Raw genomic sequence first — 21,730 nt, 5'->3', positions numbered from 1 at the left:
AGGGCGGCCGGGCTCACGGCGGGGTGGGCTCAGCGCGGGGCAGGATTCAGGACGGGCCGGGCACAGGGCGGGCAGGGCTCAGCGCGGCCGGGCGCGGGGCTGGGCCGGGCACAGCGCGGGCCGGGCGCGGGGCTGGGCCGGGCACAGGGCGCGGCAGAGCACAGGGCGCGGCAGGATTCAGGCGGGGGCAGGAGAAGAGCTGGGGCAGGAGAAGGGCTGGGACGGGCGCGGGATGGCGAGCGCGGGCCGGTGGTTCAGGACGGGGTGAGCGAACGCGGCGCACGCCTCAGAGGCGGCCGAGGAAGCTCCCGGCGAGACCGGTGACCACAGGGACGACACCAACCAGGACGAAAGCCGGCAGGAAGCAGAGCCCGAGCGGCGCCGTGGCCAGGACTCCGGCGCGGCGAACGCGTGCCTGGGCCTCGCGTGCGGCCGACGCACGTTCAGCGTCGGCCAGGCGGGCCAGACCTGCCGCTGGGGGCGCCCCGCTGGCGGCAGCGCGGGCCAGGCAGCGGCCCAGCGGGGCCAGGGCGGGCTCGCTGCCGCCCAGGCGCTGCCAGCAGGCCTCCGGGTCCGCTCCTATCGAGAGCTCGACGGCGGCCGCGGCCAGGCGGCCGGCGATGGGTTCGGAGACCGCCGTGGCTACCGCTGCGAGGGCCGCGTCCGGCGGGCACCAGGAGGCCAGGCAGCCGGCCAGCAGATCTGCCGCCAAGGGGAGCTGGGACCGCAGCGCGGCCGCCGCCCGACGCCTCTCCTGCTCGACCCGGCCTGGCGGTGCAGGCAGGAACCGCAGCCCCAGCGCCGCGAGCATCACGCCGAGCACCCAGCCGGCCTGCCCACCCACCAGCGCCACGGCCCCCGCGCCGAGGACGACCGAGGCCAGCCGAGGCACCAGCCGGTCCCGCTCCGGACCGCGCGCCGCCCGGAGGACGGACGCCGAACCCGACACGGCTCCCGACGCGGATCCCGGCACGGCCCGCGCCCCGGCCGCCAGGCCGAACCCCCGGGCCCGTCGGCGGATCCAGCGCAGTCGTCGTCGCACCGTCAGACCGACCGCGAGCGCCGTGCCTCCGCTGAGCAGCGCGGCAGCCCAGACCAGCGTGCCGGTCACGTCACGCCCTCCGCCGTACGGGCGATCCTGGCCGTCCAGGCCAGGCCGGCGCACTCGAGCGCCGAGCCGAGCAGCAGGCAGACCAGCCCCGGCGTGGTGTGGAGCAGGACCCGCAGCGGGTCTGCTCCAAGAGCCGCGCCCAGGCCGAGCCCGAACAGCGGCAGGAGGGCGAGTAGGACTGCGGTGGAGCGGGGACCTGCCAACTCGGCGCGGACCGTGTCGCGCAGCGCCCGTTCCGCGCGCAGGCCTTCGGCCACGCGGTCGAGACCCGCGGCCAGGCCCGCCCCACTGGATGAGGTGACCCGCCAACAGGCGGCGGCTCCTGCCGCCCCCTCGGCCCCCGGCAGCTCCGCCAGCAGGGCCAGGGCCGCCTCGACGGACCCGCCGAGCCGCACCGCGGCAAGCAGGCCGGTCAAGTCGAGGGCGTCGCCGTGCGGGAGACCCTCGACGGCCATTTCGACCGCCTGATGCGGGGTCGCCCCGGTACGGAGCTCCCCGGCCAGCGCCGAGCAGAGCTCCACCACGGCGGTCCGGCGGCGCTCCCGCTCCCGGGCCGCGCGCCGACGGCGCCGCAGGCGCAGCACCGGCCATACGGCCGCCGCGCCGACCAGCCCCGGCACCGGGGAGTCGGTCAGCCAGGCCGCCGCCGCGCCGAGCGGCACCAGGCCCAGCTCGACAGGAACCCTCGTCCGGAGCCGACGAGTGCGCTGCAGCCAGGGCCCGGCAGACCGGGCCGGTGCTCCTGGGTAGAGCTGCCGTTGTCGGCGCACCGCCTCGTCGCGGCGGGCCAGCCACCACGCTCCCCATCCGAGCAGGCACATCACGGCACCTGCCATGGTCGCGTGCAGCAGTGGCCAGGACAGCCCGAACGGCCTGGCCGGGACGAGCAGCCTGGGAGGAGCGGGCAGTTCGGGACGGCTGAGAAGCCCCCGGAGACCGACCGGCATCGGCCCCGCCCTCACTGCGCCTTGCCCCACGGCGCCCGCAGCCCGCCGCAGCGCTCGGCCAGGCGCGACCAGCCGGGGCCCGGCTCCTGCCCTCCCGCAGGCGGGAACCTGACGGCAGGGACGGCGGTCACCAGACCGCCGTCGCCGCGTTCCAGGACACAGACCTCGGCCACTCGCCGCTGACCTCCCGGTCCTCGGACAAGGTGGACCACGGCGTCCAACGCGGAGCCCAGCTGGCTGTGCAGGGCGTCCCTGCCGAGCCCGGCCGTAGCCGCGAGGGCCTCCAGCCGGGCGGGGACGTCGGCGGCGGTGTTCGCGTGGACCGTGCCGCAGCCGCCCTCGTGACCGGTGTTCAGGGATGCCAGCAGCTCCAGGACTTCTTCGCCGCGCACCTCGCCGACGACGAGTCGGTCGGGGCGCATCCGGAGCGCCTGACGGACCAGTTCGCGCAGGGCCACCCCGCCGGCGCCCTCCTGGTTCGGAGGACGGCCCTCGAGGCGGACCACGTGCGGGTGGTCTGGCACCAGCTCCGCCGAATCCTCGACCACGACCAGGCGCTCGTGCGCGGGGACCAGGCCGAGCAGGGCCGCCAGCAGGGTGGTCTTTCCCGTGCCGGTGCCGCCCGAGACCAGGAACGCCACCCGGGCGCGGACCAGCGCGTGGAGCAGGGCCGCGCCCCAGGCGGTCAGCGAGCCCGCAGCCGTCAGCTCCTCCAGCGTGAACGGACGCGGGCGGCTGACGCGGAGCGAGATCAGCGTGCAGCCGACGGCGACAGGGGGCAGCACCGCGTGCAGGCGAACCCCCTGCGGCAGCCGGGCGTCGGCCCAGGGCCGGGCGTCGTCGAGCCGACGGCCCGCCGTGTGGGCGAGGCGTTGCGCCAGCCGTCGCACCGCGGACTCGTCCGCGAAGCGCACCTCACGGGCACGTTGAAGGCCGTGACCGCGATCGACCCACACGTCGCGTGGGCCGTTGACGAGGACGTCGCTCACCTCAGGATCGGTCAGGAGCCGGTCCAGCGGACCGGCGCCCACCATCTCGGCGCGCAGCTCCCGGACGATCTCCAGCACCTCGGTGTCCCCGTAGGGGCGGCCCTGGGCCCGGAGGGCGGCCGCGACGTCGGTGATCGTCGGCTCGGCGCCGGCCTCGGCGAGCCGTAGCCTGACGGCGTCGAGGAGGGCCACCGAGACTGCCCCCGAGCTACCGGCGCCTGCGGAGCGACCGGTGGCCGGGTGGGTGACGCGGTTGACGCCCGTGCCGCAGGCCGCGCTCGTGCTCCTGGTCATGCTGCTACTCCCCCGCCGTCGGTCAGCCCGGCACCTGCCAGAGCCTCGGTCAGAAACGCTGTGCAGAACCGGCCGAGCGGCCCCTTGGGCCGAGCGCCCGGTGGACGTCCGCACTCCAGATCGGCAGCCAGCCCCGGTTCGGCGGCGAGCTCCCCGGCCAGCGGCAGGCGCAGCCCGCGAGCCACCTCCTCCCCCGTCATGCCGCTCGGCGACGGACCGCGGACCACCGCGCGCAGATCGCCGAGCCGCAGGGCGACCCCGGCCGCGACCCTGCTGGAGGCGGTCATCGCCCGCAGCTCAGCGGGAACCACGAGCAGGCCGAGATCCGCCTGCTCCAGCGCCTCGGCCGCGGCCTCGTCGATCCGACGTGGCAGATCGAGCACCACCACGCCGCCGCGCCGCCGGGCGGCACCGAGCACCGTCCGCACGGCCTCGACCGGGATGGTCAGTGTGTCGCCGCGATCCCAGCTGAGCGCGGAGAGGCGGTGCAGCCGGGGCAGCGCGTGCTCCAGCTCGACGGCGTTGACCCGACCGCGGGAGCCGGCCAGATCGGGCCAGCGCAGGCCCGCGGTCTCCTCCCCGCCGAGCAGCACGTCCAGGCCGCCGCCGAGCGGATCGACGTCGATCAGCAGGGTCCGATGACCGTCCCTGGCGGCGGTGACGGCGAGGGCGCAGGCGAGCGTCGACGCCCCCGCGCCGCCACGCCCACCCAGCACCGCCACGGTCAGCGCCGGGTGACCGACCCCCTCGGCGGCGTCGGCGACGCGGTCGAGCAGCCAGGCCTCGCTGTCGGGCAGGAAGACGACGTGCTCGGCGCCGATGGTGACGGCCTTCTGCCAGATCTCGCTGTCGTCGAGATCCGACCCCACCAGCAGGACGCCGGCCCTGCGGGCGAGTGTCGACATCCGTTCGGCGACATCGACGCCGACGATCACGAGCGGGGCAAGGTCCCAGGCCTGCCGCGGCGGCGGCGCTCCGCAGACGACCTGCGGCGTGGCGCCTGCGGCAGCGCAGAGCTTCAGCAGCGCCTCGATCAGCTCGTCGTTCTCGGTGACGATCAGCGGACCGGACCGGCCGATTCCGAAGCCGGCGGCGTCGGTGGGCGGATCGGCGGGTGGTCCGCCGGGTGGAAGGTTGGGCGGGAAGTTGGGCGGGAGGTCGGGTGGACCAGTGGGTGGATCGACGGGCGGGCGTGCGGCCATGACGGCTCCCCCTCGCGAAGTGCTGGACCCCTCACGGAGTGCTGGACGCGCCCTGTGCGGCGCGGAAACAACAGTGCGCGGAATTCGCAAGAGGCGTGTGGTCCGGGGGGAAATCTGTGGACAACCGAGGGGGTGTGGAAAACTCCGCCACACGCGGGAGTGCATTATGTGTCAAGAAGTTGACGCATCGCCGGAACGAAGTGCAGGAACCCACTCAGCAGTGAGTCGCGCGTAGAACTGATCGAAAATCGCTGCCGCAACTCTTCTGAGGGGAGTTCTTCCGGAAATCACACCACGGAGACCTGCCGCCACCCGGCCCAGGACGTGCGACGACCCCCGCCGGGGGGGAGAGCGGGGGTCGTCCTCCACAGCCCGACTCGGGGGGGGAGGAGTCGAGCTGGGTTAGCACGGTCGCGAACGATCCGTGACTTCCATGGTGTACCCGAAGCCCTTCTCAAGCAAACCCACGCGCCGGGCCTTGAGCCGAATGGTTGGCACTTATCCTCGACCTCGTGGATAACCACTCGCAGCCCCGCCCCGCCCGTCAGGCCGCCTTCTTCGACCTGGACAAGACGGTGATCGCCAAGTCCAGCGCGCTCGCGTTCAGCGGCCCGCTCTATCGTGGCGGACTGATCAACCGCCGCGCGGTGCTGAAGAGCGCCTACGCCCAGTTCGTCTTCCTCGCCGGCGGCGCCGACCACGACCAGATGGAGAAGATGCGGGCGTACCTCTCCTCGCTCGCGCGCGGCTGGAACGTGGCCCAGGTCCGCGAGATCGTCGCCGAGACGCTCCACGATCTGATCGATCCACTGATCTACGACGAGGCCGCCTCGTTGATCGAGGAGCACCACGCAGCCGGCCGCGACGTCGTGATCGTCAGCAGCTCCGGCTCCGAACTCGTCGAGCCGATCGGCGAGATGCTCGGCGCCGACCACGTCATCGCCACCCGGATGGCGGAAGCGGACGGCCGCTACACCGGCGAGATCGACTTCTACGCCTACGCGGCCAACAAGGCGGTCGCGATCCGGCGGCTGGCCGCCGTCGAGGGTTACGACCTCTCGCGCAGCTACGCCTACAGCGACTCGGCGACCGACCTTCCGCTGCTGGAGGCCGTCGGGCACCCCTACGCGGTCAACCCCGACCGCGCGCTGCGCCGCGAGGCGGCGGCGCGGGAGTGGCCGGTGCTGGTCTTCACCCGCCCCGTGCAGCTGCGCGAGCGGAGCGGCTCGCTCGCGGTGACCAGCCGCCCGGTGCTCGCCGCGGCGGCCTTCGGCGCGGCGGTCACGGCGGCCGGGCTGGTCTGGTACGCGGCGCGGCGCTCCACGCGGCCCGGCTCGGGCCCGGCCTGACCCGCGAGGTCCCAGCGCCGCAGGGCGCCGTTGATCTGACACTCCGATGGTCCGGAGACGCGGTGGACCGGTGGACCGGTGGACCGGCGACATGGGGGCCCAGTGCCCCGGCAAGCCTGGGCGAAAGGTAAAGAACTGCGCCCCCGGGTTCCGCTTCGTTGTGATCCGCGCTACAAAGGAGGTACGGCCCGCGAGACCAGATGGAACACCTCGGACGGCAATGTCGGAAGGTTCCGTCGAGCGTCAGGCCACACGGACCGCGCACAGCCTCCGGGCACCCACGTGCAGCCGACCCGCGATCTGGGCCGCCGCACCCGGCGAACGGGCAGAGATCCCCGCCGGATGGGCAAATAGTGGCGTACGCATGGTCACTCGGACCCTGTGCCAGCGGCGGCATCCATGGATGCCGCCGCAACCCTTTCCCAGCCCCTGTGCGGATGTCCTGGGACCGGCCCTCGGGCTTCGGCTCTCAGGCCATTCCGCGTTGCATGGCCTCGCAGACCGCGGTGCTCTCGCGGACGCCGAGGCGCGTCGCCTGCGCGCAGTGCGAAATCCACGCGGCCATGCCGGCGGCGGTCCCGGAGGCGTAGCCGGTGAGCGCGGCGCGGTAGGCGTCGGTGCCCAGTTCGGCCAGGCCGACCTCCATCGGGCAGATCGCCTTCGGGTCCAGCCCCTCCGCGATCAGCACGATCCGCGTCGCGGCCCGCGCGACCAGGCCGTTCGCGCTGGTGAATGGCCGCAGTGTGAGCAGCTCGCCATGCACCACGGCGGCGACCACGAGGGCCGGTGCCGTTCGCTCGTTCGGGTGCTTCGTGCCGCCGCGGCTGGCCAACAGCTGCGCCAGGGTGTCCAATCGTGCCGACACCTCGGCAGCTGCGGGAGCCGGGGGCAACGCGAGGTCGGCGGGGAGCTCCGTCTCGACCTTCTCCGTGGCGGTCACCTGGTGCCGGAACAGCTCCTCCACGGGCTCGCCGGCTTGCCGAGGCCGCCCCACTGCCGGGCCGTCCGCGTCGCCGACGGCCAGCAGGTGTAGCCGGGCCAGCACCTGCAGCGGCGAATGACGCCAGGTGCCGAGCAGCTGTCCGCTCTCGACGCCCAGACGAAGCGCACCACCGATGGTCCGGGCCTCGACGTCCCGGCCGAAGTCGGTACGACGGCGCACCTCCTCCAGCGGCCAGTCCGCGCCATCGAGCGCGGCCGATGCCCTGGCTCCGCGCAATGCGGCTTCGGAGGTGACCTCGTCGGCGCGGCGTCGCATGACCCGGTGGCCATAGAGGCGGTCGACGGCCCGGCGCGTCTCGGCGACGGCCTCGGCGACGCCGGGGAGCTCGCCCAGCGGCGCCAGCGGGTCGGCCGGTCCGGACGTCGGGCCGGACGGGGATGAAGGAGTGCTCGTGCTCACCGGAATGACATTACGGAACGCACGGGGCCGGGGAGCGCGCGCGGCGACGTGGGGTGCGTCACCCGAAAGAGTCAAGGATCTGTGAAAGCGGATCTCCAGGCCGCTACGCATGGCTACGATGACCACTATCGGTGACGATAACGGTTCCCAATAAGCCCTCCCGTCTCACGGGTCCCCGTCCGGAGCACTCCATGAAGATCGCCTTTGTCGGCAAGGGCGGCAGTGGCAAGACCACGCTGTCCTCCCTGTTCATCCGACACCTCGCCACCGCCGGGAGCCCGGTGATCGCGGTGGATGCCGATGTCAACCAGCACCTCGGCGCGGCCCTCGGGCTGAGCGAGGACCAGTGCGCGGCACTGCCCTCCCTCGGCGCCCAGCTCCCGGCCATCAAGGAGTACCTGCGCGGGGAGAACCCCCGGATCGCCGACGCGGCGTCAATGATCAAGACGACTCCGCCCGGACGCGGTTCCCGGCTGCTGCGGATCGTCGAGGAGAACCCGGTCTATCAGCTCTGCGCCCGCCCGGTCACCGTGGACGGCGCATCCCTCCGGCTGATGGCCACTGGCGCCTTCACCGAGGAGGACCTCGGGGTCTCCTGCTACCACTCCAAGGTCGGGGCGGTGGAACTCTGCCTCAACCACCTGATCGACGGCCCCGGCGAGTACTGGGTCACGGACATGACGGCCGGCGCGGACTCCTTCGCCTCCGGGCTGTTCACCCGCTTCGACCAGACCTTCCTGGTCTGCGAGCCGACCCGGAAGGGCGTGTCGGTCTACCGGCAGTACCGGGACTACGCGGCGGACTACGACGTCCGGCTGCACGTCGTCGGCAACAAGATCCAGCACGAGGACGATCTGGCCTTCCTCCGTGAGGAGTTGGGCGACGCGCTGCTCGCGGGCTTCGGGCAGTCGGCCTGGGTACGCCGGACGGAGCAGGGGCGCTCCCCGGCCTTCGCCGAGCTGGAGCCGGCCAACGCCGCCGTCCTGCAGGCCATGCAGGCGACCGCGGACGCCGCCCACGCGCAGCGCGATTGGGCCCGCTACACGGCCCAGCTGGTCGCCTTCCACCTTCGCAACGCCGAGAGTTGGGGCAACGCCAAGACCGGCGTCGACCTCGCGGCCCAGGTCGACCCGGGGTTCCTCCTCGGCGAGGACCTGCTGCCGCTCCCCGAGCCGCTCGGGGTCTGACCAGGAGGAACTCCTGACTCGCACGGGTGAACTTGGGCAGCTGGAACTGCCCAGACGGTAAAGGGCTCATTACTCTTCATTTACCGATTCTTGGCTCACCCGTGGCACACCCGCCGCGCCGTCCTACCCCACAGGAGACGCGACCCATGCACAGCACGCCGAGCACCGAGACCAGCCCGCTGTCCCCTCAGCACTCGCCGCCGTCCCCGCCGTCGTCGCCGGACGCCCTCACGGGCGTCCGGGACTTCCAGCGGCACACCGCGCCGCTGCTCCGTCCCGAGCTGGCGCGGCTGGCCCGGGAGGGGCAGTCGCCGGATCAGCTCTTCATCACCTGCGCCGACTCGCGCATGGTGCCCAACGTGATCACCAGCAGCGGCCCGGGTGAGTTGTTCACCGTGCGCAACATCGGCAACCTCGTCCCGCCCGCTGCCGACGACAGCGTCTTCGCCGCCGTCGAGTATGCGGTGGACGTGCTGAACGTCCGCTCGATCACCGTTTGCGGGCACTCCGGCTGCGGCGCCATGCAGTCGCTGCTCCACGGCGCACACCGCCGCGACGGGCGGGCCGGCACACCGCTGACCCGTTGGCTCCGCCACGGCCAGGACTCCCTGCACCGGGTACGCCACACGCCCGCCCGCTTCCATGGCCGGCCGCCGTCCACCGACCCGCTGGAGCGGCTCTGCCTGACCAACGTCGTCCAGCAGTTGGACAACCTGCGGGCCCACCCGAGCGTCGCCCGCAGGACTGACGCCGGGGCGATCCAATTGACCGGTCTCTACTTCGAACTCACGACGGCCCAGAGCTACGTGTGGTCGACGGGCAGCCGGGCCTTCGTGCCGGTGCGACCGCAGGTGGGGACGGCGGCCTGAGCCGGAGCGCGGCGCAAATCCCTCAAAGGTCTACACCAATTTAGGCCAGGGCCTTGTCAGCACCCCCATTGACCTGGTGAGCTGTCACACGAAACCGGGATGAATTCGATGAGGAGTGTTGCGTTGAGCAGCAATGAGAGCCTGGCGAACCTGCTGAAGGAGGAGCGGCGGTTCGCCCCGCCCGCAGCGCTCGCCGCAGCCGCGAACGTCACCGCCGAGGCGTACGCCGAGGCCAAGGCTGACCGCCTCGCGTTCTGGGCCGAGCAGGCCCGGCGCCTGAGCTGGGCCAAGCAGCCCACCGAGACGCTGGACTGGTCCAACCCGCCCTTCGCCAAGTGGTTCGCCGACGGCGAGATCAACGTCGCCTACAACTGCGTGGACCGCCACGTCGAGGCGGGCCTGGGCGACCGGGTCGCGATCCTCTTCGAGGGCGAGCCCGGCGACTCCCGCGCGATCACCTACGCCGAGCTCAAGGACGAGGTCTCCAAGGCCGCCAACGCCCTGCTCGAGCTCGGCGTCGCCAAGGGCGACCGGGTCGCGATCTACCTGCCGATGATCCCCGAGGCCGTGGTCGCGATGCTGGCCTGCGCCCGGATCGGCGCGCCGCACTCGGTGGTCTTCGGCGGCTTCTCCGCCGAAGCGGTGGCTTCCCGGGTCCAGGACGCGGACGCCAAGCTGGTCATCACGGCCGACGGCGGCTACCGCCGCGGCAAGGCGACCGCCCTCAAGCCCGCCATCGACGAGGCGCTTCAGCAGTGCCCGCAGGTCGAGCACGTGCTGGTGGTCCGCCGCACCGGCCAGGAGACGGCCTGGACCGAGGGTCGCGACGTGTGGTGGGACGAGATCACGGCGCGTCAGTCCACGGAGCACACCCCCGAGGCGCACGAGGCCGAGCACCCGCTCTTCATCCTCTACACCTCCGGCACCACGGGTAAGCCGAAGGGCATCCTGCACACCACGGGCGGCTACCTGACCCAGGCCAGCTTCACCCACAACGCCGTCTTCGACCTCAAGCCGGAGACCGACGTCTACTGGTGCACCGCCGACATCGGCTGGGTCACCGGCCACTCCTACATCGTCTACGGGCCGCTCTCCAACGGCGCCACGCAGGTCATGTACGAGGGCACCCCGGACACCCCGCACCAGGGCCGCTTCTGGGAGATCGTGCAGAAGTACGGCGTCACCATCCTGTACACCGCCCCCACCGCGATCCGCACCTTCATGAAGTGGGGCGACGACATCCCGGCGAAGTTCGACCTGTCCTCGCTGCGGGTGCTGGGCAGCGTCGGCGAGCCGATCAACCCCGAGGCGTGGGTCTGGTACCGCGAGCACATCGGCGGCGGCCGCACCCCGATCGTGGACACCTGGTGGCAGACCGAGACCGGCGCCATCATGATCAGCCCGCTGCCCGGCGTCACCGAGACCAAGCCGGGCTCCGCGCAGGTGGCCCTGCCCGGCATCGCGGCCACCGTGGTCGACGACGAGGCGAACGAGGTGCCCAACGGCTCCGGCGGCTACCTGGTGCTGACCGAGCCGTGGCCGTCGATGCTGCGCACCATCTGGGGCGACGACCAGCGCTACATCGACACCTACTGGTCCCGCTTCGAGGGCCGGTACTTCGCCGGCGACGGGGCCAAGAAGGACGACGACGGCGACATCTGGCTGCTGGGCCGGGTCGACGACGTCATGCTGGTCTCCGGCCACAACATCTCGACCACCGAGGTCGAGTCGGCGCTGGTCTCGCACCCGCAGGTCGCCGAGGCCGCCGTCGTCGGCGCCACCGACGCCACCACCGGCCAGGCCATCGTCGCCTTCGTCATCCTGCGCGGTACGGCGACCGACAGCGACGAGCTGACGGCCGAGCTTCGCGCCCACGTCGCCAAGGTGCTCGGCCCGATCGCCAAGCCCAAGCGGATCCTGACGGTCAGCGAGTTGCCCAAGACCCGCTCCGGCAAGATCATGCGTCGCCTGCTTCGCGACGTGGCCGAGAATCGCGCCGTCGGCGACGTCACCACTCTGGCGGACTCCTCCGTCATGGACCTGATCCAGAGCAAGCTCCCCTCCGCCGCCAGCGAGGACTGAGCCGCAACGCGCCGATCGGCCCGGACCGCGGCCCGTTCCTCCGCCACTCCTCGGCGAGGGACGGGCCGCGCTTCCGTCGTATTTCCGTAGCATGTGACAAAGCGGATGAATGCGACAGAAGCGAGGTACCCACGAGTGAGCAGCGCCCCGACGCCGCCGCCGCGCCGCCAGTTCCTGGCCCGGCTGCCCCTGCCGGAACGCGCGTTCCTCGCTGATGCCCTGCGGGCGGAGACCGTCGGCGGCATCCTGCTGCTGACCGCCGCCGTCGTGGCACTCGTCTGGGCGAACGCCTGGCCGCACGCCTACGAGACGGTCAGCGAGTACACCATCGGGCCCAGCAAGCCGTTCCACCTGGACCTGCCGCTGGAGGCCTGGGCCCAGGACGGCCTGCTCGCGGTCTTCTTCTTCGTCGCCGGCATCGAGCTCAAGCGCGAACTGGTGGTAGGTGAGCTGCGCGACCCGCGCGCGGCCGCGCTGCCGGTCGTCGCCGCCGTCTGCGGTGTGGCGCTGCCAGCGATCATCTACGCCCTCGTCAACAGTGCACAGGGCGGCCACCCGAGCGGCTGGGCGATCCCCACGGCCACCGACATCGCCTTCGCGCTGGGCGTACTCGCCGTCGTCGGCTCGCACCTCCCGTCCGCGCTGCGCGCCTTCCTGCTCACGCTCGCCGTGGTCGACGACCTGATCGCGATCCTGATCATCGCGATCTTCTACAGCTCGGGCGTCAAGCTCTGGGCCCTCGGGCTCTCCCTCCTCGGCCTGGTGCTCTTCTACTTCCTGCACCGGGCCCGGGTGCACGGCTGGTACATCTACGTGCCGCTGGCGGTGGTGATCTGGGCGCTGATGCACGAGGGCGGAGTCCACGCGACCGTGGCCGGCGTGGCGATGGGTCTGATGCTGCGTGTCACCAAGGACCCGGGCGAGGAACACTCCCCCGGCGAGCACATCGAGCACCTGGTGCGCCCCTTCTCGGCCGGTTTCTGCGTCCCGGTCTTCGCACTGTTCGCAGCCGGGGTCTCGATCAGCGCGCACTCGATCGGGCAGGTCTTCACCGAGGCCGCTCCGCTCGGCGTGGTACTCGGTCTGGTGCTGGGCAAGAGCGTCGGCGTCTTCGGCGGCACCTGGCTGGCGGCCCGGTTCACGAAGGCGGAGCTCAACCCCGAGCTGGAGTGGGCCGACCTCTTCTCGATCGCGGTCCTCTCCGGCATCGGCTTCACCGTCTCGCTGCTCATCGCCGAGCTCGCCTTCAAGGACGGTCCGGAGCTGATCGCGCGGAGCAAGGCGGCCGTCCTGGTCGGCTCGCTGCTCTGCGCCGTGGCGGCCGCCGTACTGCTCCGCCTGCGCAACCGGAAGTACCAGCGTCTCTGCGACGAAGAGGACGCCGAGACGGCGTAGTGTCCGGTGGTGACGTACCGTCGAGTAGCGGCATGATCTGATAGAGCAACAGCCAGCACGTCACAGGATGAGGAGACGCGAGATGGTCGCTCCCGAGACCGGGACCGAGCGTACGGTGGGTCAGCTGTTCGCCTCCGCGACCGCCGACCTTTCGGCGCTGGTGCACGACGAGATCGCGCTGGCCAAGCAGGAGATCAAGAAGGATGTGACCCGCGGCGCGATGGGCGGCACAGCCGGTGCCGTGGCCGCCGTGATCGCACTCGCCTCCATCCCGATGTTCAGCTTCGCCGCCGCCTACGGTCTGCACGCCACCGGTCTCGGCCTGGCCTGGTGCTTCCTGATCGTGGGAGGCGCCTTCGTCCTCATCGCCGCCCTCGCGGCACTGCTAGCGGTGCGCTTCTTCAAGAAGCTCTCCCCGCCGGAGCGGACCATCGCCTCGACCAAGGCGACGGTCGACGTCCTCAAGACCGCGAAGCCGCACCCGGCGCCGATCACCACGACCGACGGGCACAAGGTACTCACCCGCTAGACGCTGCGCCGTCGAGGGCCGCGGGTGTGACACTCTCTCCCCATGGCCTTCGATCCCGCCACCTCCAGCAGTGACACCTTCGATCCCCGGATCGAGGGCCCCTGGACGCACCGTGACGTCGCCGCCAACGGCGCGCGCTTCCACATCGCCGAGCTGGGCGAGGGCCCGCTGGTGCTGCTGGTCCACGGCTGGCCGCAGTTCTGGTGGACCTGGCGGCACCAGCTGACCGCGCTCGCCGGCGCCGGCTACCGCGCGGTCGCGGCCGACCTGCGCGGGGTCGGGGGCAGTGACCGCACCCCCCGTGGCTACGACCCGTCGAACATGGCGCTCGACCTCACCGGCGTGATCCGGTCCCTGGGCGCGCATGACGCGACCGTGGTGGGTAACGACTGGGGCGGCTTCCTGGCCTGGACGGCGGCGGCCATGCGCCCTGCTCTCGTCCGGCGGCTGGTGGTGGTCTCCAGCGCGCATCCGCGCCGTTTCCGGCGCTCCCTGCTGACCGACCGGCGGCAGATCCTCGCCGCCGACCACCTGCTGGGCTTCCAGCGCCCGTGGGTGCCGGAGCGGCAGCTGACGGCGGACGACTCGGCCCTGGTCGCCGAGTACCTGCGGGCCTGGACCGCCCCGCAGCACCAGCCGGGCGAGGACGAACTGCTGACCTACCGTCAGGCGATGCAGCTCTCCAACACCCGGCACTGCTCGATCGAGCCCTACCGCTGGCTGATGCGGTCCATGGGCCGCCCCGACGGCCTGCAGTTCTCCCGCCGCATGAACCGGACGCTGCACGTTCCGACCCTGCACGTGCACGGCGCGGAGGACCCGGTGCTGCTGGCCGACACGGCGGCGGGATCCGGCGACTACGTGGACGCCCCGTACGCCTGGCGGGTACTGGAGGGTGTCGGTCACTATCCGCAGGAGGAAGTGCCCGACGCCTTCTCCGGCCTGCTGCTGGACTGGCTCAAGGACCCGGCCGCAGCCGGCTGACCCGGCCGCGGGACCCTGACCGAGCCCGGTGCGACGGTCAGTCAGTAGGCAAATACGCCACGCGCATAGGCCAATTGGAACCTTTGCTCGGGATTACCGACGCGCCTGCGCGGGCACGTTTGCTGTATGAGCTGGATGCACGACCGCGCCCTCGCGCCCCGAAACCGTCGCCGCTCGCAGCAGACCCCAGCGGTGACCAGCTCCCCAGGCTTTCCCTCCGGAGCCGCCCCCGAAGAGGTGACCGCCGGCTTGGCCGTCGGGCTGCTGGAGCCCGTGAGCCACGTCGGCATCCCACGTATCCTCGGCCGTCGGGCCCGCTGGGTCACCTCCCGGCTGCGCCAGCGCTGACCAGCGCGGCGCCGGCGTCGTCCGCTACAGCGAGTGCGGCGCGAGCGCGGTGAACCAGAGCAGCGCGATCGTGCCGACGCCCATCAGCGGAACGAGTATCTCGGTCTCGAGCTTGTTGCCACTGCTCTTGATGATCTCGATCTCGTAGCGGGTCTTGATCGGCCAGAGCCAGGGCGCGCCCATCTTGGTGATGGAATCGCCCAGCAGGTGCGCCACGCAGCCGAGGCCGACCGCATAGGGCAGCCAACCCGGCGCCGAGGGAATGAACTTGGCAATGACGCCGGTGCCGATCGCCGCCATGGCCACGACCGTGCCCCAGGCGTTGAAGCCGTGACCCGGCGGGCACAGGTTGAGCGCCCGCACGGCCATCGCCAGCAGGAAGAACGTCATGCCCAGCGTGAAGCCGCGCCCGATGTAGCTGACGCCTGCCCAGGTGCCCGCCGTCATCAGCGCGACGAAGAAGAGGGAGTGCGTCGCGTGCCGGTGGCCGCCGGAGATCCAGGCGACGAAACGGCACAGCAGCTTGCTGACCGGGCCGAGGAAGTTGGCGATGGTGCCGTCGTGGTGGTCCAGATCCGGCAGCAGGGCCGCGCCCGCACAGAGCACCGTGCCCATCAGGATCTCCTGCGGCTTCAGGTGAGCGTGCATCACCAGCGGAGGCAGATAGGGCGAGGTGGCCGCGAAGAGCAGTGCCCCGCTCACCGCGTGCGAGTGGCCCATCATGACTGGTCGTCCTCCCGGTATGTGACGTGTTCTCACGCTCGGGCCCGACCGTACCAGGAAGATCGGACAGGCCGGGAGGCGGCTGCGCCCAGTCGTCGGGGGCCTACAGCGCGCAGGACTGCGTGTTCACTCCGGAGGTCAGGCTCGCGCCCTGCTGCGCGTCCGCGCGCACCTCGTCGACCGTCAGCGCGTAGCCGGTCTGCGAGTCGTCCAGCGACTTCGCGAAGACCACGCCGTAGACCTCGCCGTCGGAGGTCAGCAGCGGACCACCCGAGTTGCCCTGGCGAACGGTCGAGCGAATCGAGTAGACGTCACGGCTGACCGTGCCCCGGTGGTAGATGTCGGGGCCGTTGGCCTGGATCCGGCCTCGCACCCGGGCGGCCTGGACGTTGAAGGGACCGTTCTCCGGGAAGCCGGCGACGATGGCGTCGGCGCCGGTGCGGGCGCTCCCTGCGAAGGAGAGCGCCGGCGCGGGCAGTGAAGGCACGTCGAGCACCGCGATGTCACGCTGCCAGTCGTAGAGCACGACCCGCGCCTCGTAGGTCCGGCCGCCGAATCGCACCGTGGGCGTGGTGACTCCGCCGACGACGTGGGCGTTGGTCATCACCCGCTGCGGGGAGTACACAAAGCCGGTGCCCTCGATCACCTTGCTGCAGGAGGGCGCGGTGCCGATGACCTTCACGATGCTCTGCCGGGCCGTGCGCACGGCGGCGCTGTTGACCAGCGCCGGGTCGGGAGCCGGCACGTCGGTGATGGGCTCGCTCTGGAACGGGTCGAAGACCTGCGGGAAGCCGTTGCGGGCCAGGGTGGAGGTGAAATCGGAGAACCAGGTCGGCGCATCGCCGGGCAACGCGTCCTGCACACTGCTCAGCACCTCGGAACTGCGGACCTGGTGCGCGACGGTCGGGAGCGAGGTGCCGGCCAGGGCGGAGCCTATGAGCCACGCCACCAGCAGCATCGCCATGACGTTCACCAGCGCGCCACCGACCGCGTCCGGCACGCGGGCGCGGCTGCGTCCGATGCGGCCGCGGAGCTTCCAGCCCCAGTGCGTGGTGAATGCCTGGCCGAAGGCGGCGAAGACGATCACGACGACCACCGCGACGACGGAGGAGACCATGCCCGGAGAGAGGTGCGTGAGCAGCAGCGGCAGCAGTTGGACGGCGAGCACGCCGCCCCCGAGGAACCCCACGACGGACAGCACGCCCACGACGAAGCCCTGCCGGTAGCCGCTCACGGCGAATCCGACGGCGGCCAGGATCAGCAGGACATCAAGGACGTTCACCCGGATACCTTGCCACGCCCCCCTGAGCGGGCGCAGGCCCCTCCCCCAGCCTGTGGACAACTCGTGACAAGCGCGAACGCCGGCCGGACGCTCCCGTCAGCCACCCTCACCGCCGCCGCGCATCAGCGCGCGGGCGCGCTCCTGCTCCTCGCGGGACGCGAAGACGGAGGCGTCGCCGAGCTCGACCTCACGGGCGCCGTCCCAGGGCTGCTCCCAGCCCGCGTGGTGGAGCAGCCGGTCGATGACGCCGGCCGTGAAGCCCCACACGACGTGGCCGTCGACCAGAAAGGCAGGACCGCGGAACCCGCTCGGGTGCCGGAGCCGGGCGCGGTTGGCGGGATCCGCGAGCTGGGCGACCGGCACCCGGAAGACCTCGGCCACCTCCCCCTCGTCCACCGGACCGACCGGGACCGGTGTGTGCCACCAGCCGAGTACCGGTGTGACCACGAAGTCGCTCACCGGAATGTAGAGGTCCGGCAGCACCCCGAACACCTGCACACCCGCCGGGTCCAGACCGGTCTCCTCACGGGCCTCGCGCAGTGCGGCGCGGATCCGGCCCTCGCCCTTCGGATCCCCGTCCTCCGGATCGAGTGCGCCGCCGGGGAAGGACGGCTGCCCGGCGTGCGAGCGGAGCTGCCGGGCGCGCTCGATCAGCAGCAGATCCGGTCCCCGGCCGGGCTGCTCCCCGAAGAGCACCAGCACCGCGGACCGCCGCCCGCCCTCCGCGGGCGGGAGGAACCGGCTCAGCTGCCCCGGTTCGACCGACTCGGCCACGTCCCGCACCGGAACCAACCAGTCCGGGAGCCCCTCCCGGACGACCCCCACCTCGGCCGCCGCGCTCACCCGGCCGCTCCGGCCGCTCCGGCCTCAGCCGCTCCGGCGGACGTCGCACGCGCCGCGGCCTCGCGCGGGTAGTCGGCGGGCGGCTGCAATCGCTGACCAGGCTGGCCGCCCTTCTCGTACTTGAGAAGCTTCTCTGCCTTCGCCGGGTCCGTCTCCCCCTCGCCGTAGGAGGGACAGAGCGGCGCGATCGGGCAGGCCCCGCAGGCGGGCTTGCGCGCGTGGCAGATCCGGCGGCCGTGGAAGACCACGCGGTGCGACAGCATGGTCCACTCGCTCTTCTCGATGAGCTCGCCGACCTCGTGCTCGACCTTGACCGGATCGTCCGACTCGGTCCACCCGAACCGCCTGGCGAGCCGCCCGAAGTGGGTGTCGACCGTGATCCCCGGCACGCCGAAGGCGTTGCCGAGCACGACGTTGGCCGTCTTCCGACCCACGCCCGGTAGCGTGACCAGATCCTCCAGGCGGCCCGGAACCTGACCGCCGAAGGTGTCGCGCAGTGCGGCGGAGAGCCCGAGCAGCGACTTCGCCTTGGCCCGGAAGAAGCCGGTGGGCCGGATGATCTCCTCCAGGTCCTCCGGGTCTGCTGCGGCCATGTCCTCCGGTGTCGGGTACTTCGCGAACAACGCCGGCGTCGTCTGGTTCACGCGCAGGTCAGTCGTTTGCGCCGACAGCACCGTGGCCACCAGCAGCTGGAACGGGTTCTCGAAGTCCAGCTCCGGATGCGCGTACGGATACACCTCCGCCAACGCCCGGTTGATCTTGCGCGCCTGCCGCACCAACCCCGTGTGCGTCGCAGGCACCTTCGCCTTCTTGAAGCCCGGCCCACCAGCAGCCCCAGCGGTCACGGACACGCCACTCTTCGCCATACCGGCCAGACTACGACCCACCACGGACGCCCAAGGTCTCATCAGCCGCGCAGCGATCGCCGTCCGAGCGCCGCCATAGGGCTTGATCACCGGGTGCGCGGAGCGGCCGGCCACGTAGAAGTACCAGCCCGCACGTACCCGCGCGTGGCGCGTCGAACCCGTTGCGAGGCACTGACCCCCGCCGCGCGTCCCGCAGAGCGGACTCCGACCGCCCCGGCACGCTCAGAAGTTCTTCGCCGCAGCCGTGATCGCCTCGCGGATGCGGTGGTAGGTGCCGCAGCGGCAGATGTTGCGGATCTGGTCCAGGTCGGCCTCGCCGATCTCGTGGCCGGCGGCGCGGGCCTGGAGCACCTTGGCCACGGCGGCCATGATCTGGCCGGGCTGGCAGTAGCCGCACTGGGCGACGTCGAACTCCAGCCAGGCTTCCTGCATCGGGTGCAGCGGCTTGCCCACGGTCGCCGGCAGGCCCTCGATCGTGGTCACCTCATCGGTGGGCTGCAGGTCGGAGACCTGGACGCTGCAGGGGTTGAACGCCTTGCCGTTGACATGGCTGGTGCAGGCCTGGCAGACGCCCAGCCCGCAGCCGTACTTGGGACCGGTGACGCCGAGGACGTCGCGCAGCACCCAGAGCAGCCGTACGTCGTCCGCGACATCGACGGTGACCTGACGCCCATTCAGGACGAAGCTGTGCTGCGGCACGTGGGAACTCCTCAGGACGGAAAGCAGGAAAGGGCAAGGCGCGAAGGCAGGAAGCCGCGACGGCGGGACCAGGCTCAGTTGGCGCGACTGAGGCCGTCGGTGGGTGAGGCCGGGATCGGCGGCACGGTGGGCAGCGGGGTGAAGCCGAGCGGGTCGCCGTGGTTGATCGGGAAACTGGTGGGCATCGTGCCGGTGGCGCGGGCGTAGGCGCAGGCGACGGCCGCCATCGCGCCCGCGACCGCCAGCTCGCCCGCGCCGCCCGGCGTGCCCGTCGTCGGCGGCATCACGATGATCTGCAGCTCGGGCGGCGTGTTCCACTGCCGCGTGTAGAAGTAGTTGTCCCAACTGCCCTCCAGGAAAACCCCGTTCTGCAGGTGCAGCCCGGCACTGAGGGTGATCGCGATGCCGTCCATGATGCCGCCCATCATCTGCGCCTCGAGCCCGCGCGGATTGACGGCCAACCCGACGTCGACGGCGCAGACCACCTTGGTGACCCGCGGCCCGGTGTACGCGTCGGGGATCTGGCGGCCCGTGGTGGCCGGCGTGCAGTCGATCTCGGCCAGGACGGCCACGAAGCCGTGGTATTCCGGGTGCAGCGCGATGCCCTGCGCCGTGCCCGGCGCCATGGCGCGGCCCCAGGAGCCCGCCTGGGCCACCTGGTCCAGGACGGCACGGGCGCGGGCGTCCTTCAGGAAGGCGCGCCGGAACTGGTACGGGTCCTGGTTCATTCCCGCGGCCAGCCGGTCGACGACGAGCTCCTGCGCGCAGCGCACGTTCGGCGAGTAGATGTTGCGCATGCTGCCGGTGTTGAAGCCCTTGTCGACCTCGCTGAGCAGCTGCGTGGTGACGCCGAACTGGTAGGGGGTCTGCTGGGTCAGCTCGAAGATGGTCTCCGAGAAGCCGATGTCGCCGACCGGCAGCTTGGCCGCCATGGCGGTGATGACCTCGCCGAGGCCGTGGCTGAAGTCGGTGGCGACCGAGGTGTGCCGCTGCTCGTAGCTGAGCACCTGGCCGAACGAGTAGGTCGCCCGGACCCTGGAGGTGGCCATCGGGTGGGTGCGGCCCTGGCGGAAGTCGTCCGTGCGGTGCCACATCAGCTTGACGGGTTTACCCATGGCCTTCGACACCTCGGCGGCCTCGCGTGCCGCGTCGAAGAAGAGCTTGCGACCGAACGAGCCGCCGCCCTGGGTCACATGGACGGTGACCGCGGAGACGGGCAGGCCGAGCTGCGCGGCGATGTGCTCCTGCGCGACGACGGGCGACTTGAGCGCGGCCCAGATCTCCGCCGAGCCGGGCCGGACGTCGGCGATCGCGCAGTTGGGTTCCAGCGCGCTGTTGCTGGCGAAGTGGAAGGTGAAGCGCGCGTCCACGGCCTGGGTGAGCAGCGGCAGCGGCGGCACGACCAAGGGCAGCTCGGCTGCGGCCAACTCGGCCAGCACCGTCGCGTCCGAGGCGGCGTCCTCGGTGCCGGGGCCCCAGCTGACCTGCAGCGCCCGGACGGCGTCGATGCACTGCCCGAAGGTCGCGCCGCGCACGGCCACCCCGGTGGAGACGACAGCCACATCGGTGATCCCCGGCATGGCCAGCACCGCCGCGAGGTTCTGCACGGAGCGGACGGTGCCGTTGATCGTCGGCGGGCGGCAGACCATGGTCGGCAGGGCGCCGGGCACGGAGAGGTCCATGGCGAACTGCTTGCGGCCGGTCACCGCGTCCAGGGCGTCGATCCGGCTCTGTGGCGTACCGATGACGGTGAACTGCGTGGGCGCCTTGAGCGTGACGGACACCTGCGTCGTGACCACCCCCGCTGCGGCGACGGCGAGTTGCCCGTAGGTCATGGTCGCGCCGCTGGACGCGGTGACCACGCCGGCGCTGACCGTCAGCGCGGAGAGCGGCTCCCCGAGCGCGGTGGCGGCGGCCTGGAGCAGCCTGCCGCGGGCGATGGCGGCGGCGACGCGGATCGGGGTGAAGGTGGAGATGGTGGTGTTGGACGCGCCGGTGAGCTGGTTGAAGAGCAGCTCTGGGCGGGCGTCGGCGAGGGTGACCCGCACCCGGTCGAGCGGCAGGTCCAGCTCCTCCGCGATCAGCATTGCGGAGGATGTGGTGATGCCCTGACCGACCTCGGCGCGGGGCAGCGCGAGCGAGGCGGTACCGTCCGTGCCGAGCTGGATGGTGATCAGGTTGGCGGTCGGCAGCGCCGCGTCCGTGAGCATGTCGTTGAGGTCGTACAGCTCGGACGGCTCGGGCGCGGACGGTACGGCGGCCGTGGCCCGCGCCGACACGAGGCCTGCCTCGCCGAGCGTCGCCGCGACGGTGAGAGTGGAGGCCGCGAGGACGTACCCGAGGAAGGTGCGTCGGCCGACCCCGTCCGCAGGCTCGGAAAACTGCGGCTCCTGATCGCCCATCACTCGTCCCTTTGGCCTCGCGCCGACGTGTCGCGGCGGAGCTTGGCACATGGTCGGTCACCAGCACCAGGCAGCCCCTGGCAAGAGCCCGACAACTCCGGATTCCGGGCAGTGCTGCCCGATATCCGAGGCCAATCGATCGCACATCCCGCACGCACCGACCGCCGCAACCAGCGCGACCGGCGCGACCGGCGCGACGGCGCGGCTTTCGCGGAATGGGATTGCAT

Annotated in this window: 19 protein-coding genes; 8 read left to right on the top strand and 11 right to left on the bottom strand. The window is 71.9% G+C overall.

The annotated features are described in order from the left end of the window. Positions 1-286: 286 nt before the first annotated feature. From ABIA32_RS28020 to ssd, 4 genes are read right to left on the bottom strand one after another with little or no spacing between them, the layout of a single operon-like run. Positions 287-1,111 carry a type II secretion system F family protein gene (locus ABIA32_RS28020; protein ID WP_370101243.1) on the bottom strand — a complete coding sequence of 275 codons (825 nt, stop codon included), beginning with the start codon at positions 1,109-1,111 and terminating at the stop codon, positions 287-289. Then, on the bottom strand, positions 1,108-2,058 hold the full coding sequence (locus ABIA32_RS28015) for a type II secretion system F family protein (protein WP_370101240.1): 951 nt from the start codon (positions 2,056-2,058) through the stop codon (positions 1,108-1,110). The genes ABIA32_RS28020 and ABIA32_RS28015 overlap by 4 nt, the downstream gene beginning before the upstream one ends. 11 nt (positions 2,059-2,069) lie before the next feature. Next, positions 2,070-3,341 carry a TadA family conjugal transfer-associated ATPase gene (locus ABIA32_RS28010; RefSeq protein ID WP_370101237.1) on the bottom strand — a complete coding sequence of 424 codons (1,272 nt, stop codon included), beginning with the start codon at positions 3,339-3,341 and terminating at the stop codon, positions 2,070-2,072. Further along, on the bottom strand, positions 3,338-4,543 hold the full coding sequence (ssd, locus tag ABIA32_RS28005; RefSeq protein WP_370101234.1) for a septum site-determining protein Ssd: 1,206 nt from the start codon (positions 4,541-4,543) through the stop codon (positions 3,338-3,340). Before ssd ends, ABIA32_RS28010 begins: the two co-directional genes overlap by 4 nt. A 500-nt stretch (positions 4,544-5,043) precedes the next feature. Here ssd and ABIA32_RS28000 point away from each other — a divergent pair, with 500 nt between their 5' ends. After that, a complete protein-coding gene (locus ABIA32_RS28000) occupies positions 5,044-5,892 on the top strand; it encodes an HAD-IB family hydrolase (protein ID WP_370101291.1) in 849 nt (282 codons plus the stop codon). A gap of 469 nt (positions 5,893-6,361) precedes the next feature. Here ABIA32_RS28000 and ABIA32_RS27995 read toward each other — a convergent pair whose 3' ends face one another. After that, complete coding sequence (locus ABIA32_RS27995; protein ID WP_370101231.1) at positions 6,362-7,294, bottom strand: oxidoreductase; 933 nt, start codon at positions 7,292-7,294, stop codon at positions 6,362-6,364. A 191-nt stretch (positions 7,295-7,485) separates the two neighbouring features. Here ABIA32_RS27995 and ABIA32_RS27990 point away from each other — a divergent pair, with 191 nt between their 5' ends. From ABIA32_RS27990 to ABIA32_RS27960, 7 genes are all read left to right on the top strand, one after another. Then, on the top strand, positions 7,486-8,481 hold the full coding sequence (locus ABIA32_RS27990) for an ATP-binding protein (protein WP_370101229.1): 996 nt from the start codon (positions 7,486-7,488) through the stop codon (positions 8,479-8,481). A 146-nt stretch (positions 8,482-8,627) separates the two neighbouring features. Next, a complete protein-coding gene (locus tag ABIA32_RS27985; RefSeq protein WP_370101226.1) occupies positions 8,628-9,350 on the top strand; it encodes a carbonic anhydrase in 723 nt (240 codons plus the stop codon). A 123-nt stretch (positions 9,351-9,473) separates the two neighbouring features. Next, on the top strand, positions 9,474-11,432 hold the full coding sequence (acs, locus tag ABIA32_RS27980; RefSeq protein ID WP_370101224.1) for an acetate--CoA ligase: 1,959 nt from the start codon (positions 9,474-9,476) through the stop codon (positions 11,430-11,432). A gap of 105 nt (positions 11,433-11,537) precedes the next feature. Then, positions 11,538-12,827 (top strand): Na+/H+ antiporter NhaA, encoded by a 1,290-nt coding sequence (gene nhaA, locus ABIA32_RS27975; protein WP_370101221.1) that lies wholly within the window; start codon positions 11,538-11,540, stop codon positions 12,825-12,827. A gap of 82 nt (positions 12,828-12,909) precedes the next feature. Continuing rightward, the gene (locus ABIA32_RS27970; RefSeq protein WP_370101218.1) at positions 12,910-13,356 is read left to right on the top strand and encodes a phage holin family protein; all 447 of its coding nucleotides are present in this window, start codon (positions 12,910-12,912) and stop codon (positions 13,354-13,356) included. A 42-nt stretch (positions 13,357-13,398) separates the two neighbouring features. Then, on the top strand, positions 13,399-14,340 hold the full coding sequence (locus ABIA32_RS27965; RefSeq protein ID WP_370101215.1) for an alpha/beta fold hydrolase: 942 nt from the start codon (positions 13,399-13,401) through the stop codon (positions 14,338-14,340). Between the two features lie 126 nt (positions 14,341-14,466). Continuing rightward, positions 14,467-14,688 carry a hypothetical protein gene (locus ABIA32_RS27960; protein ID WP_370101213.1) on the top strand — a complete coding sequence of 74 codons (222 nt, stop codon included), beginning with the start codon at positions 14,467-14,469 and terminating at the stop codon, positions 14,686-14,688. A 24-nt stretch (positions 14,689-14,712) separates the two neighbouring features. Here the strand turns inward: ABIA32_RS27960 and ABIA32_RS27955 are convergent, their stop codons facing one another. From ABIA32_RS27955 to ABIA32_RS27930, 6 genes are all read right to left on the bottom strand, one after another. Next, positions 14,713-15,411: a metal-dependent hydrolase gene (locus ABIA32_RS27955; RefSeq protein ID WP_370101210.1), complete on the bottom strand. Its 699-nt coding sequence runs from the start codon at positions 15,409-15,411 to the stop codon at positions 14,713-14,715. A gap of 103 nt (positions 15,412-15,514) precedes the next feature. Beyond that, complete coding sequence (locus ABIA32_RS27950) at positions 15,515-16,693, bottom strand: MarP family serine protease (protein WP_370101207.1); 1,179 nt, start codon at positions 16,691-16,693, stop codon at positions 15,515-15,517. A 96-nt stretch (positions 16,694-16,789) separates the two neighbouring features. After that, on the bottom strand, positions 16,790-17,536 hold the full coding sequence (locus ABIA32_RS27945; protein WP_370101204.1) for a CoA pyrophosphatase: 747 nt from the start codon (positions 17,534-17,536) through the stop codon (positions 16,790-16,792). Further along, positions 17,533-18,402: an endonuclease III gene (gene nth / locus ABIA32_RS27940; RefSeq protein WP_370101201.1), complete on the bottom strand. Its 870-nt coding sequence runs from the start codon at positions 18,400-18,402 to the stop codon at positions 17,533-17,535. Before nth ends, ABIA32_RS27945 begins: the two co-directional genes overlap by 4 nt. A gap of 222 nt (positions 18,403-18,624) precedes the next feature. Further along, positions 18,625-19,101, bottom strand: a complete 477-nt coding sequence (locus tag ABIA32_RS27935) for a (2Fe-2S)-binding protein (protein ID WP_370101198.1) — start codon at positions 19,099-19,101, stop codon at positions 18,625-18,627. A 74-nt stretch (positions 19,102-19,175) separates the two neighbouring features. Then, positions 19,176-21,503, bottom strand: coding sequence for a molybdopterin cofactor-binding domain-containing protein (locus ABIA32_RS27930; protein ID WP_370101195.1), 2,328 nt, complete (start codon positions 21,501-21,503; stop codon positions 19,176-19,178). Positions 21,504-21,730 lie beyond the last annotated feature (227 nt).

It is taken from the genome of Streptacidiphilus sp. MAP12-20, from assembly GCF_041262525.1.
Lineage (GTDB): Bacteria > Actinomycetota > Actinomycetes > Streptomycetales > Streptomycetaceae > Streptacidiphilus.
Note: the sequence above shows the minus strand (reverse complement) of the source record. Positions and strands in the feature narration are given on the sequence as shown.

Bases quoted from the DNA above. Each gene is read 5' to 3' on its own strand.
- ABIA32_RS28015 (WP_370101240.1), bottom strand. From the start codon at position 2,058: ATGCCGGTCGGTCTCCGGGGGCTTCTCAGCCGTCCCGAACTGCCCGCT.
- ABIA32_RS28010 (WP_370101237.1), bottom strand. From the start codon at position 3,341: ATGACCAGGAGCACGAGCGCGGCCTGCGGCACGGGCGTCAACCGCGTC.
- ssd (WP_370101234.1), bottom strand. From the start codon at position 4,543: ATGGCCGCACGCCCGCCCGTCGATCCACCCACTGGTCCACCCGACCTC.
- ABIA32_RS27990 (WP_370101229.1), top strand. From the start codon at position 7,486: ATGAAGATCGCCTTTGTCGGCAAGGGCGGCAGTGGCAAGACCACGCTG.
- ABIA32_RS27985 (WP_370101226.1), top strand. From the start codon at position 8,628: ATGCACAGCACGCCGAGCACCGAGACCAGCCCGCTGTCCCCTCAGCAC.
- nhaA (WP_370101221.1), top strand. From the start codon at position 11,538: ATGAATGCGACAGAAGCGAGGTACCCACGAGTGAGCAGCGCCCCGACG.
- ABIA32_RS27970 (WP_370101218.1), top strand. From the start codon at position 12,910: ATGGTCGCTCCCGAGACCGGGACCGAGCGTACGGTGGGTCAGCTGTTC.
- ABIA32_RS27965 (WP_370101215.1), top strand. From the start codon at position 13,399: ATGGCCTTCGATCCCGCCACCTCCAGCAGTGACACCTTCGATCCCCGG.
- ABIA32_RS27960 (WP_370101213.1), top strand. From the start codon at position 14,467: ATGAGCTGGATGCACGACCGCGCCCTCGCGCCCCGAAACCGTCGCCGC.
- ABIA32_RS27955 (WP_370101210.1), bottom strand. From the start codon at position 15,411: ATGATGGGCCACTCGCACGCGGTGAGCGGGGCACTGCTCTTCGCGGCC.
- nth (WP_370101201.1), bottom strand. From the start codon at position 18,402: ATGGCGAAGAGTGGCGTGTCCGTGACCGCTGGGGCTGCTGGTGGGCCG.
- ABIA32_RS27930 (WP_370101195.1), bottom strand. From the start codon at position 21,503: ATGGGCGATCAGGAGCCGCAGTTTTCCGAGCCTGCGGACGGGGTCGGC.